The sequence below is a fragment of the Labilithrix sp. genome (genome assembly GCA_019637155.1).
In the GTDB taxonomy this organism is placed as follows: domain Bacteria; phylum Myxococcota_A; class Polyangia; order Polyangiales; family Polyangiaceae; genus Labilithrix.
Window position 1 is genome coordinate 86983 of sequence record JAHBWE010000024.1, and the last position, 18094, is coordinate 105076.

18 protein-coding genes are annotated in these 18094 nt (G+C 72.0%); 8 read left to right on the forward strand and 10 right to left on the reverse strand.

Annotated features, from left to right (window positions below; genetic code table 11):
- Positions 1-114: 114 nt before the first annotated feature.
- Positions 115-972, forward strand: a complete 858-nt coding sequence (locus KF837_38845; protein MBX3233347.1) for a hypothetical protein — start codon at positions 115-117, stop codon at positions 970-972.
- Positions 973-977: 5 nt separating this feature from the next.
- Here KF837_38845 and KF837_38850 read toward each other — a convergent pair whose 3' ends face one another.
- Positions 978-2240, reverse strand: coding sequence for a sigma 54-interacting transcriptional regulator (locus KF837_38850; protein MBX3233348.1), 1263 nt, complete (start codon positions 2238-2240; stop codon positions 978-980).
- 159 nt (positions 2241-2399) lie between these two features.
- On the opposite strand from KF837_38850, the gene KF837_38855 reads away from it, so the two are divergent.
- Genes KF837_38855 through KF837_38865 form a run of 3 tightly spaced genes read left to right on the forward strand, consistent with a single transcriptional unit; the run spans position 2400 to position 6371 of the window.
- A complete protein-coding gene (locus KF837_38855) occupies positions 2400-3788 on the forward strand; it encodes a serine/threonine protein kinase (GenBank protein ID MBX3233349.1) in 1389 nt (462 codons plus the stop codon).
- The gene (locus KF837_38860) at positions 3736-4764 is read left to right on the forward strand and encodes a PEGA domain-containing protein (protein MBX3233350.1); all 1029 of its coding nucleotides are present in this window, start codon (positions 3736-3738) and stop codon (positions 4762-4764) included. The genes KF837_38855 and KF837_38860 overlap by 53 nt, the downstream gene beginning before the upstream one ends.
- An 11-nt stretch (positions 4765-4775) precedes the next feature.
- Positions 4776-6371 carry a hypothetical protein gene (locus KF837_38865; GenBank protein MBX3233351.1) on the forward strand — a complete coding sequence of 532 codons (1596 nt, stop codon included), beginning with the start codon at positions 4776-4778 and terminating at the stop codon, positions 6369-6371.
- 12 nt (positions 6372-6383) lie between these two features.
- Here KF837_38865 and KF837_38870 read toward each other — a convergent pair whose 3' ends face one another.
- Positions 6384-6863 carry a GNAT family N-acetyltransferase gene (locus KF837_38870; protein ID MBX3233352.1) on the reverse strand — a complete coding sequence of 160 codons (480 nt, stop codon included), beginning with the start codon at positions 6861-6863 and terminating at the stop codon, positions 6384-6386.
- Positions 6864-6911: 48 nt separating this feature from the next.
- On the opposite strand from KF837_38870, the gene KF837_38875 reads away from it, so the two are divergent.
- On the forward strand, positions 6912-7427 hold the full coding sequence (locus tag KF837_38875) for a hypothetical protein (protein ID MBX3233353.1): 516 nt from the start codon (positions 6912-6914) through the stop codon (positions 7425-7427).
- Between the two features lie 120 nt (positions 7428-7547).
- Here KF837_38875 and ubiA read toward each other — a convergent pair whose 3' ends face one another.
- The 8 genes from ubiA to KF837_38915 all read right to left on the reverse strand — a co-directional run bounded on the left by ubiA (position 7548) and on the right by KF837_38915 (position 16655).
- Entirely contained in the window at positions 7548-8429 is an 882-nt protein-coding gene (gene ubiA, locus KF837_38880) for a putative 4-hydroxybenzoate polyprenyltransferase (GenBank protein ID MBX3233354.1), read from the reverse strand.
- Between the two features lie 172 nt (positions 8430-8601).
- Positions 8602-9867: an amidohydrolase family protein gene (locus tag KF837_38885; protein ID MBX3233355.1), complete on the reverse strand. Its 1266-nt coding sequence runs from the start codon at positions 9865-9867 to the stop codon at positions 8602-8604.
- Positions 9864-11729, reverse strand: a complete 1866-nt coding sequence (mqnC, locus tag KF837_38890; protein MBX3233356.1) for a dehypoxanthine futalosine cyclase — start codon at positions 11727-11729, stop codon at positions 9864-9866. The genes KF837_38885 and mqnC overlap by 4 nt, the downstream gene beginning before the upstream one ends.
- A complete protein-coding gene (mqnE, locus tag KF837_38895) occupies positions 11726-12880 on the reverse strand; it encodes an aminofutalosine synthase MqnE (protein MBX3233357.1) in 1155 nt (384 codons plus the stop codon). The genes mqnC and mqnE overlap by 4 nt, the downstream gene beginning before the upstream one ends.
- Positions 12873-13445 carry a hypothetical protein gene (locus KF837_38900; GenBank protein ID MBX3233358.1) on the reverse strand — a complete coding sequence of 191 codons (573 nt, stop codon included), beginning with the start codon at positions 13443-13445 and terminating at the stop codon, positions 12873-12875. The genes mqnE and KF837_38900 overlap by 8 nt, the downstream gene beginning before the upstream one ends.
- Positions 13442-14017: a UbiX family flavin prenyltransferase gene (locus KF837_38905; GenBank protein ID MBX3233359.1), complete on the reverse strand. Its 576-nt coding sequence runs from the start codon at positions 14015-14017 to the stop codon at positions 13442-13444. Before KF837_38905 ends, KF837_38900 begins: the two co-directional genes overlap by 4 nt.
- Positions 14014-16308, reverse strand: a complete 2295-nt coding sequence (locus tag KF837_38910) for a menaquinone biosynthesis decarboxylase (protein ID MBX3233360.1) — start codon at positions 16306-16308, stop codon at positions 14014-14016. Before KF837_38910 ends, KF837_38905 begins: the two co-directional genes overlap by 4 nt.
- 146 nt (positions 16309-16454) lie before the next feature.
- Entirely contained in the window at positions 16455-16655 is a 201-nt protein-coding gene (locus KF837_38915; GenBank protein MBX3233361.1) for a hypothetical protein, read from the reverse strand.
- On the opposite strand from KF837_38915, the gene KF837_38920 reads away from it, so the two are divergent.
- The 3 genes from KF837_38920 (at position 16654) to KF837_38930 (ending at position 18093) form a co-directional block, all read left to right on the forward strand.
- Positions 16654-16854: a hypothetical protein gene (locus KF837_38920; protein MBX3233362.1), complete on the forward strand. Its 201-nt coding sequence runs from the start codon at positions 16654-16656 to the stop codon at positions 16852-16854. The two genes, KF837_38915 and KF837_38920, sit on opposite strands and share 2 nt — an antisense overlap.
- Before the next feature lie 91 nt (positions 16855-16945).
- A complete protein-coding gene (locus KF837_38925; protein ID MBX3233363.1) occupies positions 16946-17545 on the forward strand; it encodes a SpoIIE family protein phosphatase in 600 nt (199 codons plus the stop codon).
- Between the two features lie 26 nt (positions 17546-17571).
- On the forward strand, positions 17572-18093 hold the full coding sequence (locus tag KF837_38930; GenBank protein ID MBX3233364.1) for a hypothetical protein: 522 nt from the start codon (positions 17572-17574) through the stop codon (positions 18091-18093).
- The last annotated feature ends 1 nt before the right edge of the window (position 18094 follow it).

The window sequence follows — 18094 nt, forward strand, 5'->3', positions numbered from 1 at the left end:
CACTCTACGCGAGCCCGGCCTGACGTGAAGTGCGAACCTTGCACAACCCACGGCGCGTACGCCCTATTTTTGCTGGTTTTCGGGGTGGCCTTTCGATTGCAGTCGTCGAGCTGCATGATCCGAACGCACGCGCGGTCCCTTGCTCTCCTCTTCTCCGCGGCCCTCACCGCCTGCACCGCCGCCGACAACGGCAACGGCAACGACGACACAGCCGCGACCGACCCGGCCCCGACGGCGAAGAACTTCGGGACGTTCAACTTCCAGACCCAGCGCCAGGGCAGCGACAGCGCGCAGGTCGTCGCCGCGACCTTCAGCAACACGTCCTCGGACCCGTCCGCCGGCTGCTCCGCGCCCGAGATCTCGGGGAGCTGCGCGATCCGCACGTGCAACGTCCCCAGCCGAAGCGGCGGCATCACGTTCGCCCCGCTCCCGGCGGGCGAGGTCTCCGCGAGCGTCGGCGCGACCGACGTCGCCCTCAAGGAGACGAACGGGTTCTGGGTGGCGGCGCAGCCGGTGAGCTGGCGCCCGGGAGACACGCTGAAGGGGAGGGCCTCCGGCGCCGCGGGAGGCGCGCCGGCCTTCGACCTCGAGGTGAAGGCGCCGTCGATCGTCGCGGTCTCGGCGCCGGTGTTCCCGGGCGGCATCGTCCCCAAGCCGCTCGCGCACGCGAAGTCGCAAGACCTGAAGGCGACCTGGACCGACGGGACCGAGGGCACCGTCCAGCTCCTGCTGTCGACCATCGGAGAGGACGCCGCCCTCAGCATCATGTGCGAGGCGCCGGCGACGGCGGGTGAGCTCGTCGTCCCCGCCGCCGTGCTCGCCCGGATCCCCACGCCGCGCGCGTTCATGACGCTCGAGGGTCGGGCGGCGTCGGTCGAGACCAAAGGCGACTGGCTGGTCGGCGTCATCTCGGTCGCGCCCGCCCTCGACGCTCAGGGACGCGAGGTCAAGGGCTTCATCGAGCTCCAGTGACGACGTCAACGCTTTCGTGGGCGCGGCACGCCGTACTGCTCGAGGCGGGCGATCAACGTCCGCCGCGGGACGCCGAGGAGCTGCGCCGCTTCGGTCTGGTTGCCGCCGGCCTGCTCGAGCGCCTCGAGGATGCGACGGCGCTCGAGGTCGGCCACCTCGTCGGCGAGCGACCGCGACGACGGCGCCGCCTTCTTCGGCTGCGCCGAGAGCGCGCCCGTGACGATGTGCTCGGCGCCGATCGCGTCGCCCTGGCAGAGCAAGAGCGCGCGCTCGACGACGTTGCGCAGCTCGCGCACGTTGCCGGGCCACGCGTGCGCGCGGAGGAGCGCGAGCGCTTCGTCGCCCATCGTCACGCCGGCGCGCCCGGTCGCCTTGCACGCGGCCTCGAGGAACGCGCGCGCCAGCGCCTCGATCTCGCGCGGCCGCTCGCGGAGCGGCGGCACCTCGAGCGTGATGCCGTCGAGCCGGAAGAAGAGGTCCTCGCGGAAGCGACCCTCCGCGACGAGCGCGCGCAGGTCGTGGTGCGTCGCCGCGACGAAGCGGACGTCGACGGGCGTGACCTTGACGCTCCCGACGCGCATCACCTCGCGCTTCTCCAGGACACGAAGGAGCTTCGCCTGCGCCGGCGCGGGCATCTCGGCGATCTCGTCGAGGAACACGGTGCCGCCGCTGGCCGCCTCGAGCAGCCCCGCCTTCGCGCTCACCGCGCCGGTGAAGGCGCCGCGCTCGTGCCCGAAGAGCTCCGTCTCGAGCAGCGCCTCGGGGAGCGCCGCGCAGTTGATCCCCAAGAACGGTCGGGCGGCGCGCGACGACGCGCGGTGCAGCGCCTCGGCGATGACCTCCTTGCCGGCGCCGGTCTCGCCGTGAACGAGCACGTTGACCTGGCTCTTCGCGACGAGCTCCACCATGCGATAGAGCTGGCGCATCACCTCGTCGGCGACGACGCGATCGCCCGCGGCGCCGCGCTCGAGCGCTTCGGGCGCTTCGGGCGCTTCGTCGTGGAGGGCGATCAGCGCGTCGCCGACCTGCGCGACGCCTCCCTCCGGCAACGCGAGGGCGACGCCCGGCTCGGCGCGCGCGCCGTTCACCACCGTGCCGTTCATGCTGCCGAGGTCCTCGATCGTGACGCCGCGCGCGTCGATCGTGATCTTCGCGTGGCGTCGCGAGATCGAGCGGTGCTCGACGCAGAGCTCGACGTCGGGGCCGCGGCCCACGACGAGCGCGCCGGCGGCGGGGGCTTGCCGGCGGAGCGAGCCGCCCGGCCACATCACGACGACGACGCGAGCGGTGCGTCGCCCGCGCGGCGCACGCGGCTCCGTCGGCGCGAAGAGCGGATCGTCCTCGCGCTCGGCCATGCGCCATGTTCGCACGCCGCCGCGCGCACGCGGAAGTCGCGCGTGGTGGCCCTTTCCAGGTACTCTCTCGAGGTGGTGCTGCACGCGGGGGCACGACAGACGCCCTCGGCGGGCGAGACCCTCGGACGAAAGTACCGCGTGCTCCGGCCGCTCGGCGGCGGAGGGATGGGGGTCGTGCTCGAGGCGGAGAACGTCGCGACGGGGGCGCGCGTCGCGATCAAGCTGCTGCGCGACACGCTCTCGACCGACGCCGAGAGCGTGAGCCGCTTCTTCCGCGAGGCGCGGGCCACCGCGCGCCTGAAGAGCCGGTTCGTCGTCACGATCTACGACGTCGACACGGACGAGAGCGGCGCGCCCTACATCGTGATGGAGTTCCTCGAGGGGCGCGATCTCGCGGCCGAGATCCGGTCTCGTCCCTCGATCGCGGTCGACGAGCTGACGGCGTGGCTGGTCCAGGCGGCGGCGGGCCTCGCGCGCGCGCACGCGGCGGGGATCGTGCACCGCGACCTCAAGCCGGCGAACCTCTTCCTCGTGTCGGAGCCGGCGAACCTCGTGAAGGTGGTCGACTTCGGCGTGAGCAAGATGGCCTCCGAGAGCGAGCTCACGCAGAGCGGCGACGTCCTCGGAACGTCGCACTACATGTCGCCCGAGCAGCTTCGCAACTCGAGGACGGTGGACGCGCGCGCAGACGTGTGGGCGCTCGGCGTGGTCGCGTACCGCGCGCTCGAGGGGCGGATGCCGTTCGAAGGCTCGTCGGCGGAGGTGATCGCGAAGATCCTCGGGCCCGACGCGTGCACGCCGATCCGTCGGCCCGACGTACCGCCCGCCGTGCGCGACGCGGTGATGCGCGCGCTGGAGAAGGATCCGGCGCGCCGCTTCCCCTCGGTGGAGGCGCTCGCGAGCGCCATCGCGCCGTTCGCGCGGAGGTCCGCGCCCGTCGTCGAGGCGCTCGAGTCGCTCCCGCCGCCGGCGCAGCTCGCGCAGCTCGCTCCGACGACGCGGCAGGTGCTCGGGTCGACGCTGAAGCTCCCGCCGCCCGCTCCGCCGATCTCGAGCCCGGGCTTCGCCGAGACCGAGATCGTGTCGGTCTCGCCGTACGTCGCGCCGCCGAAGACGCGATGGCCGCTCGTCGCGGCGGCGATCGGGGCGACGCTCGTGGTCGCCGGATCGCTCGCGGTCGGCGTCGTGCTCGTTCGCCGGACGCACGCGAGCGCGGCGTCGCCGTCGAGCTCGGCGGTCGAGGACGAGCGCGCGTCGCCGCCACCTTCCGCCGCCGCGCCGGAGCCGGAGCCGGCGCCGCCGCGCCTCGCCCCGATCGACTCCGCCGCTCCTCTTGCTTCTGCTTCGTCGAGCGACCGTTCGCCTCGGCCCAAGCCGCCGGCGCCCTCCTCTCCTTCTCGATCCGCCCATGCCCCTTCCCCCGCCCCTCTTGCTCCAACGACCAACCCCGATCGCCTCTGAGCGGACCTCGACGCGCCGTGCGCTGGCGGTCCTCGCGACGCTCGCGATCGTCTTCGGCGCGCCCGAAGCTCGCGCGCAGAAGGCGCCGCCGAAGAAGCCGGCCGCGCCCCCGAAGGTCGAGGAGCCGTCGCCGAACGACATCGCGCAGGAGCTGAAGCTGAAGGGCGACGCCGCGTTCGACGCGCGCGAGTTCGACGAGGCGGCGAAGGCCTACGAAGAGGCGTACGAGGCGTCGAAGGACCCCGCGCTCCTCTACAACCAGGGGCGCGCGTACCAGTCCATGACGCGCTTCCCGGAGGCGCTCGAGCGGATCGAGCGGTTCCAGGCCGAGGCGTCGCCGGCGCTGCGCGCGCGTGTCCCGCGGCTCGACGAGCTGCTCGCGCAGCTCCGGGCGAAGGTGGCGGTGCTCGACGTCCGCGCGTCGGTCCCGTCGGCGCGCGTCGTCGTCGACACGCGCGTCGTGGGCGACGTCGCGGGGACGGGGACGTTCCGCGTCAACGCGGGCCGCGCGCGCGTCGAGATCACGAGCGACGGGTACCTGCCCTTCACGAAGGACGTCGACCTCGCCGCCGGCGCGACCACCGTCGTCGAGGCGAAGCTCGTCTCGCGCAAGGAGGGCGGCATCCTCGTCGTGAAGAGCAACACGAGCGGCGCGGCGGTGGCGATCGACGGCAAGCCCTCCGGGCAGACGCCCGCCGAGCTCGTGCTGCTCGCCGGCCCCCACAGCGTGACGCTCTCGCGCGAGGGCTTCCGCTCGGTGACCGCGTCGAGCGTCGTCGACGCGGGGCAGACGAAGGAGCTCTACGTGCCGCTCGACAAGAGCGCGCCCATCTTCGAAAAATGGTGGTTCTGGACCGCGGCGGGCGCGGTGGTCGTCGTCGCCGGGATCGTCGTCGTCGCGCTCGTCACCGAGAAGGGGACGCCGAGCGGGAGCATCCCTCCGGGCCAGACGTCGGCGCCGCTCATCAGCTTCTGAGAGGTGATTCGATGGCGATGACTTCGAAGACGCTCGCGCTCATGGTCGCCTCGCTCGCGGCCGCGCTCGCGACCCACACCGCGTGCCGCGAGCCGACGTACGTGTCGCTCGTGATCTCGACCGACGTCGCGTGCAGCGACCTCCAGGGCACGTCGATCACGGTCGGGCGCCTGAACGAGATCGAGGAGCGCGCGCCGCTCACGACGGTGACGACGTGCGCCGCCGATGGGACGGTCGGATCGCTCGTCGTGACGCCGAGCGGCGACGCGAGCGAGGAGTTCGCGGTCCGCGTCGTGTCGGGCGTGAAGCGCAACGTCGACGAGTGCAAGGCGCCCGACTACGGCCAAGGCTGCATCGTCGCGCGGCGCGCGCTGCGCTTCGTCGAGCGCACGCCGCTCACCTTGCCGATCGCGATGCGCGCCGCGTGCGCCGGCGTCGCGTGCGGGCCGGAGCAGACGTGCGTGAAGGGCGCGTGCGTCGACGCGCGCGTCGACAGCGCGCGCTGCGAAGGCGCCGGCTGCGACGAGGACACGCTCGGCGGCGGCGGCGGCGCGGGCGGGCGCGACGGAGGCGGCGTCGTCCCGACGGCGCGCGGGTGCGGTGGCCTCGGCTTCGACTTCGCCGCGTCGAACGTCGACGTCGGGACGCTCACGTTCCCGGAGGGAGCGGACGACGGCGACGTCCTCGTCGATCAGTCCTGCCCGATCAACGGGGAGTCGGGCGACCTTTGCTTCGTGCGGGGTGAGTCCTACGCGTTTCAGCGTGTCACCACGCCGGCCGGTGACGTCGCCGTCTTCTCCATGTGCCGCTTCCGCGTGCAACCCGCCGCCACGCTCGAGGTGCGGGGCTCCTTGCCGATCGTGATCGTCGCGCTCGACGTCATCGACGTCCAGGGGACCTTCTCCGCCGTCGGCAGCGGCGCGGCCTCGATCGCAAAGAGCAAGGGCGGAGGACAAGGCGGCGGCGAGTACCTGTCCGGCGGGGGCGGCGGGGGCGGTGGCTTCTGCGGGCGGGGCGGCGCCGGCGGTCTGTTCGGCGGCACCGGCGCGCCGGGCGGGAGCCCGTACGGCACGCCGGAGCTCGTGCCGCTGCTCATCGGCTCCGCGGGCGCGGCGGAGTCGAACGGCTACTGCGCCGGCGGCGGCGCGATCCAGCTCACCGCGGGTCGAAGCGTCACCGTCGGCGCGGGCGGGAGGCTCAACGTCGGCGGCGACGGCGGGTATTACTACTCGGGCGGCGGGAGCGGCGGGGCGGTCTTGCTCGAGGCGCCCGCGGTCTCGATCGCAGGCATCGTCGCGGCGAACGGCGGCGGCGGCGGCGGCGGCGGGACCACCAACCACGACGGCGCCGCGGGCGGGCCGAGCGATCGACCGGCGCCCGGCGGCTCGGCCGGCACCGACAGCGCCGGCGGCGAGGGCTCGGGGGGCGCCGGCGTCGACGGCGCCGCGGGCCTTCATCGCACCGAGGGCACCGCGCGGGGCGGCGGCGGCGGCGGCGCGGGGCGCGTCCGCATCAACAGCCGCACGCCGGCGGAGGTCTCCGGCGTCGTCTCGCCGAGCCTCGACACGCCCTGCGCCACGCGCGGACCGCTCCGCTCGACGCCGTGAGCCGTCTCCGCGCTACGCGAGCTCGGCCGTCATCTCGAGCATCGTGTTGCGGAAGCCGCAGCGCGCGAAGAGCCGCTGCGCGCCTGCGTTCTGGACCGCGGTGAGGAGCACGACGCGCGGCGCGCCCTTCGCCTTCGCGCGCGCGAACGTCTCCTTCACGAGCGCCTCGCCGATGCCGCGACGGCGCGCGCGCTCGTCGACGAGGATGTCGTGCAGCCACGCGCACGCGTCGAGGAGGTCGTTGTAGCTCCGCGGCTCGAGGCGCGCATAGACGTAGCCGCAGACGCCCTCGGCGTCCTCCGCGACGAGGAGCATCGTCTCCTCGACGTCGAGCTGCGTCGCGAACCACCGCCGGTATCCCTCCTCCGGATCGACCGGCGTGAGGAACCGGAGGCGGTCCCACTCGTAGTGCATCCGCACGAGCCTCCCCGCGAGCGTCCCGACCGCCCCGAGATCGCGCTGCTCCATCGACCGCACCGTGAAGTCCGTCACCGCGCCGATGATACCCGCTCGCGCGCCGGTGATACGTTGGGTGCCACGATGACCAAGGTCCTCACGCAGTTCGCCGAGCACGCGAACACGATCGCGGTCACGTTTCGCGCGGCCTTCGTGAAGAGGAAGCTCGGAGACTGCACGATCGACATGACGGCGCCGGAGGGGAGCACCGACGGCGGCCGCCTCGGGATGCAGCACGTCACGCTCCGCACGCCGGAGGGTCTCTCGATCGTCCTCGGGATCATCCACGCCGGCGACAAGCGCGCGGAGCTGCGCTCCTTCGACGTCGTCTCGCGCCTCTTCGAGGATCGGTTCAAGAAGCCGCCGCCGTTCACGGAGGCCACGTACCAGCTCGAGGTCGTCGAGCGAGCGAAGCCGATCCTCGCCGCGTTCGGCCTCGACGTGAGCGTCATCGACGATCTCCCCGAGAGCCCTTCGACGCGACGGCTCGCTCCCGTCGAGTCGCTCGCCCCGCCCCCGAAACGCAGCTGGGGCTTCTTCGTCGTCGCGTTCCTCGCCATCCTCGCCGCGACCGCCTACCTCACGCTGCGGAACACATAGCGCCTCAGCGGACGAAGAGCATGCCTTGCTGGTTGTTGAAGTCGACTGCGAAGCCGAACACGTTGGGCTCGAAGCCGGAGATGTCGACCTCAGCGGCGCGATCCGCCGCCGAACGAAGCGCTAACGCCGGAACACGAGCGCGTCGGCGAGCGTCGCGGCGAAGAAGCCCATGCTGACGTACGCGTTGCAGTCGAAGAACGCCTTCGGGATCTTCGTGAGGTCCGCGTTGCCGTCCTTGCCGCGCACGAGGCGATGCTCCACCACCAGGATCGCCGCGACGAGCGCGACCCCGCCGAGGAAGATGGGCCCGCGCTCGAGGCGGTACGCGACCCCCGCGAGGCACGCCACCGTGACCACGTGCGCGACCGCGGCCATGCGCATCGCGTTCTTCGCGCCGAAGCGCGCGGGCACGGAGCGGAGCCCCTCCGCGCGGTCGAAGGCCTCGTCCTGCAGCGCGTACAGCACGTCGAACCCGAAGAGCCACGTGATGACCGCGACCATGAGCAGGACGATGCCGAGGTTCGGCGCGGCGCCGGTGGCGAGCCACGCGCCGCCGGGCGCGAGCGCGAGCGCGAGGCCGAGCCACGCGTGCGCGGCCCACGTGAACCGCTTCGCGAGCGAGTACCCGAGCAGCACGAGGAGCACCGGCGGCGCGAGGACCATCGGCCAGAAGCCGAGCGTCGCGGCGAGGAGGCAGAACAGGGCCCCGCTCACCACCGTGAGCAGCAGCGCCTCGCGCGGCGACACCTTGCCCGACGGCACCGGCCGCGTCTTGGTGCGCGGGTTCTTCGCGTCGACGTCACGATCGGCGAACCGATTGAACGCCATCGCGCTCGTGCGCGCGGTGACCATGCACCCGAGCATCGCGAGCACGCGCGCCGCGGTCAGCGCCTCGTGCGGCTGCGCCAGCGCGAGCACCACCGCCGACGCCGCGAACGGCAGCGCGAAGATCGTATGCGAAAACGCGACGAGCTCACTCCAACGACGAAGACGCGCGAGCATCACTCCTCCCATGCGAGACCGCCACCAACGAGCGAAGGTTCATTGATCAGGTGCCCATCCCCCGTCCGTCCTCGGCGCTTCGCGCCTGCGGGCGGGCGGCCCTTCCCAAAGCCTCGCTCCGCTCGGCAGGGAAGGGAGTAACCAGCCACCCGCTCCCCCACGCTCCGCCCCTTCATGTGCTCGCCTCCGCGGCGAGCGGTGTGACGGGATGCGTTGCGCGGGCGCCGGTGCGGGGGGCGAGGCAGCGGCGTGGCTTTGTGAGGTTCGAGAGGAGCCACGTTGCGGGGTCGGACGGGACGTCGCCGTCGACGGCGTAGAGGCCTGGGTTCGCGTGGCGCGCGATGCGGCCGAGGTCGGGGCGGCCGAGGGCGCGGGCGCCGTTCCAGGTCGCCATCGCGACGAGGTCGGTCGCGGGGACGCTCGGGAAGCGGTCGGCGAGGGCCTTCGCCTCGGCGAGGACGTCGAGGGATGCGTTCGACGCGAGCGAGTCCGTGCCGAGCGCGACCTCGAGGCCGGCGGCGCGCGCGGCGAGGAGGGGCGGGAGCTTGCCCTCGATGTAGAGGTTCGAGCGCGGACAGAAGACGACCGACGCGCCCGAGGCCGCGACGCGCGCGAGCTCCTCCGGGCGCGCCTCCGTGAGGTGCACGAGGACGACGCCCTCGCGCAGCGCGCCGACCCGCGCCGCGAGATCGAAGAGCGGGACCCGCGCGAAGGCCGGCGACGCCTTGAACCGCGCGACGAACCAGTCGGGGATCGGGCCGTCGCCCTGCTCCACCGCGCGGCGCTCGCTCGGGTGCTCCGCGAGGTGCACGCTGACGCGGAGGCCACGCGCGCGCGCGGCGTCGAGGAGCGTCTTCGCCGCGTCCTCGTGCAACGTGTAGAGCGTGTGCGGCGACGGCGCGTAGGTGAGATCGCTCGTCGGCCACGACGGCAGGCGCTCCTCGAGCTCCGCGCGGAGACCCTCGATCCGGCGCATCACGACCGCGCGATCGAGGCCGAGCACCTCGTGGAACACGCAGCCCGCGAGCCCCGTGCGCGCGAGCGCGGCGACGGCGGCGAGCGAGTTCGTCACCTCGCCGACGGCCACCGTCGCGAAGCGCGCGAGGTCCGCCGCCGCGAGCTCGACCGCCTCCGCCTCGTCCTCCGGCGTCGACTCCGTGCGCGTCGCGACGAGGGTGTCGACCCACTGCACGAAGCCGCGTCCCCCCGCGATCTTGCCGCGCAGGTTCGAGAGCTCGACGTGCGTGTGCGCGTTCACGAGGCCCGGAAACACGACGCCGCGGATGCGCGTCGTCGCGAGGCCGCGATGGCGCGGGAGGAGCTCCGCGGCCGGGCCGACGTCGACCACGACGCCGCGCGCGTCGACCACGACGGCCCCGTCCGCGAGCGGAGGAGCGTCCCCACGCAGCACGTGGTCCGCGTGGACGACGAAGCTCACGCCGGCTCCGTCAGCCAGTCGTAGCGGACGTTCCGCCGCGTCGCCTTGAAGCCGGCCTCGTGGATCCGCCCCTCGATCGCCTCCGCGCCGATGCGGAACGTCGTCCCCGCGCTGGAGACCACGTTTTCCTCGAACATCACGCTTCCGAAATCGTCCGCGCCGAAGCGGAGCGCGACCTGGCCCACCGCGGGGCCCTGCGTGACCCACGACGCGCCGACGTGCGCGACGTTGTCGAGCATCAATCGCGCGACGGCCTGCGTGCGGAGATAAAGGTGCGTGCCGTTGTCGCCCGGGGCGATGTGCGTGCCGCTCTCGTGCTGGAAGTCCCAGCAGAAGAACGCGGTGAAGCCGCCGGTCTCGTCTTGCAGGTCGCGGATCTTGACGAGGTGCTGGACGCGGTCCTCGGTCGTGTCGACCGTGCCGTACATCATCGTCGCGCTCGAGCGGAGGCCCATGTGGTGCGCGACGCGCATGACGCCGAGCCACTCCGAGCTCGTGCACTTCGCCTTCGCGATCTTGCGGCGCACGCGATCGACCAGGATCTCCGCGCCGCCGCCGGGGACGGAGTCGAGGCCCGCCGCATGAAGCCGCTCCAGCACCGTGCGGGTGGAGATCCCCTCGAGCTGCGAGAGGTGGATGATCTCCTCCGGCGACAGCGCGTGCAGGCCGAGGCCGTACTCCTTCTTCATCCAGCGGAAGAGGTCCTCGTACCACTCGATGCGGAGCTCGGGGTTCAAGCCACCCTGGAGGAGGATCTGGACGCCGCCGGCATCCACGACCTCCTGTAGCTTTTGGCCGAGCACCTCGCGCGAGAGCACGTAGCCCTCGGGGTGCCCCACCGGGCGATAGAACGCGCAGAAGCGGCACGACGTGGTGCAGACGTTCGTGTAGTTGACGTTGCGATCGACGATGTACGTGACGACGTCGTGCGGGTGCTTGCGCTTCCGGACCTCGTCGGCGGCGAGGCCGAGCTCGAACATCGAGCCTTCCTTGAGGAGCCGCACGCCCTCGGCCGCGGAGAGGCGCTCGCCGTCGGCGGCGCGCGAGAGCAGCGTGTCGAGCGAGGGCCGCGTGCGCGGCGCGTCGAACGCCGGCGTGATCTTCGGGAGGAGTCCCGCCTTCGCCGCCTCGGACCAGAAGCGCTCGAGGCCGAGCATCTCCTCGTCGCCGAGGTCGTAGCGGATCGTCTCGGTGAGGTACGCGCGGAGCGAGTCGACGTCGATTCCGGAGCGCGCGGCGTGCTCGGCCGCGATCGCGTCGGTGCGCGCGAGGCCCTTCTGCTTCGCGACGCGGAAGAGGTCCTCCTGCTCGCGCGAGACGGCGCCCTCGCGCGCGAACCACGCCGCGAACACGAACGGGAGGCCCGTCCACTCGAGCCAGTCCTCCGCGAGATCGAGGCGATGCGCGTACTTCGTCTCGAGCGAGAGCGCGGGATCGCCGATGACGAGCGCGCCGGTGGTGCCGCCGATCTGCGCGATCGCGTCGTCGGGCGTCGCGCCGAACAGCTTCGGCGACAGCTTGCGGCGCGCGAGGAGGAGGCGCGCGAGGACGACGCTCGTGCGCGACGAGAGATCGAGCGCGATGCGATCGAGCTCGTGGATCGGGCGATCCGCGACGATCGCGACGCTGCGGACCTTGCCGCGCGCGCCGATCGCCATGTTGCGGAGGAGACGGAGGTCGCCGATCGTCGCGGCGGCGGCGACGGGGAGGAGGCCCACGTCGGCCTCGTTCTCCGCGACCGCGCGCGCGAGCTCGCTCGGCACCGCGAGGCTCAGCGCGAGGCGGTCGTGGAGCTCCGGATCGCGGAGCGACTCCCAGAGCGGGCGCGCGTTCAGGAAGTCGACGCCGTAGGCGCGGATCACGACAGCACCTCCAGCGCGCGCTTGCGATCGCGGACCTTCATCGAGGCCTCCGGCGCCTTCGCCTTCGGGTGCTCCTTCACGACGTTGTAGAGCGTGTCGCGCTCGATCGGGATGCGGCCCGCCTCGCGGATGAGGCGCACGAGCTCGTCGTAGCCGAGCGCGCCCGGCGAGCGCGTGCCGGCCGCCTTGTAGATCGTCTCGTGGACGATCGTGCCGTCGATGTCGTCGGCGCCGAAGCGGAGCGCGATCTGCGCGACGTCGGGCGTGAGGCTGACCCAGTAGGCCTTGATGTGGTCGACGTTGTCGAGGAGGAGGCGGCTCACCGCGAGGGTGCGGAGATCGTCGACCGCGGTCGGGGCGGGGAGGTTCTTCATGCCGTTGCCGTCGGGATGGAACGCGAGCGGGATGAAGGCCTGGAGGCCCTTCGTCTCGTCCTGCAGCGCGCGCACGCGGAGGATGTGGTCGACGCGATGCGCGAACGTCTCGATGTGCCCGTAGAGCATCGTCATGTTCGTGCGGAGCCCGAGCGCGTGCGCGACGCGATGCACCTCGAGGTACTCGGCCGCCGTCGCCTTGTCGTGGGAGATGCGCTTTCGCACGTCCTCGTCGAAGATCTCCGCCCCACCACCGGGGAGCGAGTCGAGCCCCGCCGCGATGAGGCGCTCGAGCACCTCGCGCACGCTCATCCCGTAGTGCTGCGCGAAGAAATGGATCTCGACGCCGGTGAAGCACTTGAGGTGGATCTTCGGATCGATGCGCTTGAAGCCGCGGAGGAGGTCCTCGTAGTACGAGAACGGGAGGCCGGGGTGGAGGCCGTTGACGACGTGGACCTCGGTCGGCGGATTGTCCTTTCGATCCTCGAGCTCCTTCCACGCCTCCTCGAGCGTCATCGTGTGCGCGCCCGGCATGTGCTCCTCGAGCTTCGCGAAGGAGCAGAAGAGGCACGACGCGACGCACACGTTCGTGACCTCGATCCGCATGTTGCGGTTGAAGTACGTGCGGTCGCCGTGGCGCTTCTCGCGCACCTCGTTCGCGAGCTGACCTACCGCGAGGAGGTCGGGGTGGTGGAAGAGCGCGAGGCCGTCGTCCTCGGTGAGGCGCTCCCCCGCGGCGAGCTTCTGGCGGATGGATTCGAGAATGAGCTCAGACATGCGCGGCCTCTTCGATCCGCTTCGGCGCGGCGGTGGGGGCGGTCTCGTCGGTGAACTGGCAGACGCGGCCCGCGTTGTGGAGGAGGGCGGCGATCTCGAGGCGCCGGAGCGCGGTCTTCGCGACCATCCCCTGCCCCTTCACCTTCTTGAGCTCGCTCTCGTCGATGAGGTCGCCGCTCTTCTTCGTGATGGGTCCGGTGAGGTCCGTCGCGCCGAAGCCGAGCGCGACCTGCGGGACCTCGAGGCCGGAGGTGCCCCAGTCGAGGCCGATGCGCTGGCCGCGCGGGCTCGTGATGCGCGCCACCGCGACGGCGCGGAGGAGATCGAGCTCGCTCTTCCCTTCGCGCGCGATCCAGAGCACGTCCGCCGCCGCGACGGGGTGGACGCGCACGACGTCGCCGCATTCGTCGGCGCGGATCGCGTCGGCGAGCGCGCCGAGGACGAGGAGGTCGACGCCGGCGCTCGCGACCTCGGCGCGCACCGCGTCGAGGTCGCCGCGGCGGCGCGCCGGAAGGACCCCACCAAGACCTGCGCGCTCGATCGCGCGCTCGACGAAGCTCGTCATTTCGTTCCCCATCGTTGGAGCAGGTCGTGCTCGACGCCGAGCTGGTCGAGCACGCGGCCGACGACGGTGTCGAGCAGCGGCTCGACACCTGCGCGACCTTCGGGTCGGGCGTAAAAGGAAGGCATCGCGGGCAAGATGACCGCGCCCGCGCGCGCGAGCGTGGTGAGGTTCTCGAGGTGGATGACCGAGAGCGGCGTCTCGCGCGGGACGACGACGAGGGTGCGGCGCTCCTTGATCATCACGTCCGCCGCGCGCGTGAGCAGCGTGTCGCTGATGCCGTGCGCGATGCGGGCGCAGGTGCCCATCGAGCAGGGGACGATCGCCATCGCGTCCCAGCCCGCGCTCCCGCTCGCGAACGGGGCCTTGTAGTCGCGCGTGCCCCAGATGGGCTGGCCGGCGAGGGCTTCGCGGATGTCGCCGCCGCACTCGAGCGCCCAGACCTCGGGCGCGGTCTGGGAGAGGCAGATCCCGAGCTCGACGTCAGCGCGCCCGGAGAGCTGCGCGAGGAGGCGCTTCGCGTACGGCGCCCCGCTCGCGCCGGTGATGCCGACGACGATCTTGCGTTTGTTCATGCGCGCGCTCCGTTCGCGACGGGTCGCGGCGCGGGCTTCGCCTCGGCGCAGACGATCGCGGCCATGCCGAGGGTGAGGTCGATGCTCGTGACCGCGGTGAAGCCCTCCGCGGCGAGGAGCTGCTCGTAGGCTTCGCGCGTGACGAAGCCCTCCATGCTCTCGGCGAGGTACGCGTACGCCTCGCGATCGTTCGCGATCGCGGCGCCGAGCATCGGCAGCGCGTAGCGGAGACCGGCGCCGTGGAGGAGGCGCGAGGTGGCGCCGCGCGGCTGGAACAGCTCCAGCGTCACGAACACGCCGCCTGGCGGCAGGACGCGGCGCGCCTCGCCGACGCCGCGGCGCAGGTCGGCGAGGTTCCGCATCCCGAACCCGCAGATGACGGCGTCGAAGGAGGCGTCGTCGAACGGGAGCGCGAGCGCGTCGCCGACGACGGGCCTCGCGCGGCGGACCTTGCTCGCGCCGAGCTGGAGCATCTTCTCCGAGGCGTCGCACGCGACGACCTCTGCCTCGGGGAACGCCTCTTCGAGCAGCGCCGCGAGGTCGAGCGTGCCCGCGCAGAGGTCGAGGATGCGTGGGCCGGCGCTCCCCATGACGCGCTCCGAAGACGGAGCGCTTCGCGAGGCGGCCCGCTCGACGACGGGGCGGATGGCGTCGATGGCCTTCTTGCGCCAGCCCTTGTCGATGCCGAGCGTCATGAGGCGGTTCATGCGGTCGTACGACGGCGCGATGCGGTCGAACATCTCGCGGTTGCCGGTGGCGTGCGCGGCCGGCGCGGCGCCGCGCTTCGCGAGCTCGGGCTCCACGCGTCCGTTCACGGACCTCGGGTTCAGGTCGATGCCGAGCTCGCTCCAGATCTCGTCGACGCGGCGACGCGTGGCCTCGTCCGAAACGCAGACGTCGGGCCACTCGCGTTGGTAGCCCTCCTCCGGCCATTTCTTGGTGCCGTCGATCGCCATCTTGCCGCCCCAGAACTGCTGCGACGCGCCGTGATCGAGGTGATCGACGGGGCCGTCGACCATCGAGATGTCGCGCTTCGGATCGAGGTTCGCGAGGAGGCGCCACGCGACCTCGGCCGTGTTCTGGACGTCGACGTCCTCGTCGACGACGCAGATGACCTTGGTGAAGGACATCTGCCCCGCGCCCCACAGCCCGTGCGCGACGCGGGCGGCGTGGAAGGGGAACTGCTTCTTGATCGAGACGATGCAGAGGTTGTGGAACGCCCCTTCGACGGGGAGGTTCATGTCCACGACCTCGGGGAACATCATCTTGAGGAGCGGGAGGAAGAGGCGCTCGGTCGCCTTGCCGAGCCACGCGTCTTCCATCGGCGGCGGCCCCACGAGCGTGGCGGGGTACACCGCGTCCTCGCGATGCGTGACGCACGTGACGTGGAAGCGCGGGAAGCCCTCGACCGGCGTGTAGTAGCCGGTGTGATCGCCGAAGGGACCTTCGTCGAAGAGCGGCTCGCTCGGGTCGACGTAACCTTCGAGGACGAAGTCGGCGTCGGCGGGGACCTCGAGGTCCACCGTCTTGCAGCGCACGTGCTCGACCGACTTGCCACGGAGGAAGCCGGCGAACATCCACTCGTCGATGCCGTCGGGCAGCGGCGCGGTCGCGGCGTACGTGAGGGCGGGATCGCCGCCGAACGCGACCGCGACCTCGAGCCGCTTGCCGAGCTCCTTCGCGCGGCGGAAGTGCCGCGCGCCGGTCTTGTGGATCTGCCAGTGCATCGCGGTCGTCTTCCGATCGATGCGCTGCATCCGGTACATGCCGATGTTGCGGATCCCGGTGTCGGGGTCGCGCGTGATGACGTTGGGCAGCGTGAAGAACGGGCCGCCGTCGCGGGGCCACGTGGTCATCACCGGGAACGCGTCGAGGTTCACGGCGTCGCCCTCGAGGACGACCTCCTGGCACTTCGCGCTCGAGACCTTGCGCGGCACTGCGGTCGCGAGCGCGGGGAGCTTCCGCGCCATCTCGGCGAGCTCCTTCGCGCTGCCGGGCGCCTTCGTGTGGACGAGCTCGGCGATCGCGCGCGCGTGCTCTTCGAGGTCGGAGACGCCGAGCGCGAGCGACATCCGCCGCCGCGACCCGAACGCGTTGATGAGGAGGGGGAACTTGGAGAGGGACCCGTCCGCGAGCCGCGGCCGCTCGAACAGCAGCGCGGGCCCGCCGGCCTTCATCGTCCGGTCGGCGATCTCGGCGAGCTCGAGGTACGGATCGACCTCGCGCCGAACACGCACGAGCTCCCCCTCCTTCTCGAGGCGCGCAAGGAACGCGTTCAGCCCGTCATACATGCCCCGTCGCCCGACCTTTCCAAAGTTTCAAAAAGATTTGAAACCTCCTTAGAGGCGACCCCTCGGGGCGTCAAGGCTCACGGGATTTCGCGGAGTTAGCGTCGAGCGAGCTTCCGGGCGCGTCGTGGTCAGCACTACTTGCAGCGCTACTTGCAGAGCGACGGATCGTTCGGCGCGCACGTGCCGTCGAGGCATTTGTGGAACGGGAGGCATCCAGGGTCGTCCTCGTCGCAGGTCTCGCCGTCCTTCTTGAAGGCGACGCACTTGTTGATCGTCTGGTCGCAGTGAGACGCGCGGCACATCGTGAAGTCGGAGGTGGGCCGCGCGGCGAGGTACGATCGATCCATGGCTGGAGGCGAGCTGGCGGCGGAGGTCCCTTGCATGATCTGCCTCTGCGACGAGGGCGTGTGGACCAAGGCGACGCGCGTCTTCGAGGGCCACGAGAGCGATCGCTACGTATGCGAGAAGCGCCACGAGTTCGGGATGGACTGGCGTACCCCGCCGACCGAGCGTCAATGGCCGCCGCCGGGTCGCGCCCGCGCCTAAGAAGCCGGGAAGCCGGTCGAGCGCGAGACCGCCACGACCCTGACGCCCTCATCACGGGAACGGAGGGGCGGCTCCGGGTGTTCGCGGAGGGATGTCGTTCTTCGTGGTGCGGGCCGTCTCCGCCGCCGGTGCGCGGGCGTCGCAGGATCGCGCGGACGTCTTCGCGCGCGGGGAGACGGCGGTGCTCGTCGTCGCCGACGGCGCGGGCGGGGTCGGCGACGGGGCCAGAGCGGCCGACCACCTCGTCGATCGCGTGCGCGAGGCGGTCCTCGACGCCGACTTCGACCTCGCCGCCCCGGCGGCGTGGAGCCGGCTCTTCGCCGACGTCGACCGCGCGCTCGTCGGCGTCGGCGAGACGACGGCGGTCGTCGTCGTCTTGATGACGGGCCTGCTCGTGCATGCCGCGGCCGGCGACAGCGAAGCGTGGCTCGTGCGCGCGGACGCGAGCGAGCGCCTGACGGCGGGCGCATCGCGAGCCCGGCTCGGCACCGGCCGCGCGCGACCCAGCGCCTCCGTCCGGCGCGAGCTCGACGGACGCCTCGTCGTCGCGAGCGACGGGCTCTTTCGCCACACGCGGAGCGAGGCGATCGAGCGCGTGGTGCGGGCGGAGAAATTCGGCGCCGTCGCGGACGCGCTCGTCGCGCTCACGCGCGGTGAGGACGACGTGGCCGTCCTCGTCGCAGAGCGCTGAGCGCGGCGGCGGCCTATGCTTGGAGGATGAAGCCCGGCGAGCATCCCGAGTTCTTCCGGTTCCCCGCCCCCGAGGGGCGATCGCGCGAGAGTCGGATCCGGCTCGACGGCGAGGGGAAGTTCTACGACCACGGCGCGTACGTCGAGCACGCCAAGCTCCAGCAGGCGCTGCACACGTGGATCGGGCGGCACCCCGACGACGGGCGCTGGATCCTCACCAACGGCTACGACTGGACCTACTTCACCGTCGACGACGTCCCCTTCTTCGTGCGCTCGATCAAGAAGGTCGACGGCGACGCCGTGCTCGTGCTCTCGGATGGAACCGAAGAGCCCCTCGACCCGGTCACCGTGCGGACCGGTCCGCGCGGCGACCTCTACCTCACGGTGCAGCATCCTCACGCCGACAAGGCGAAGGCGGGGCCGTTCGACGCGAAGATGACGCGCTTCGCGCAGACGCAGCTCGAGGACTTCCTCTCGCCGGCGGAGGGCGGAGACGGCGACGCGGTCGTGCTCGCGACCCGTCGAGGCAAGGTGAGGCTTGCGGGTTGAG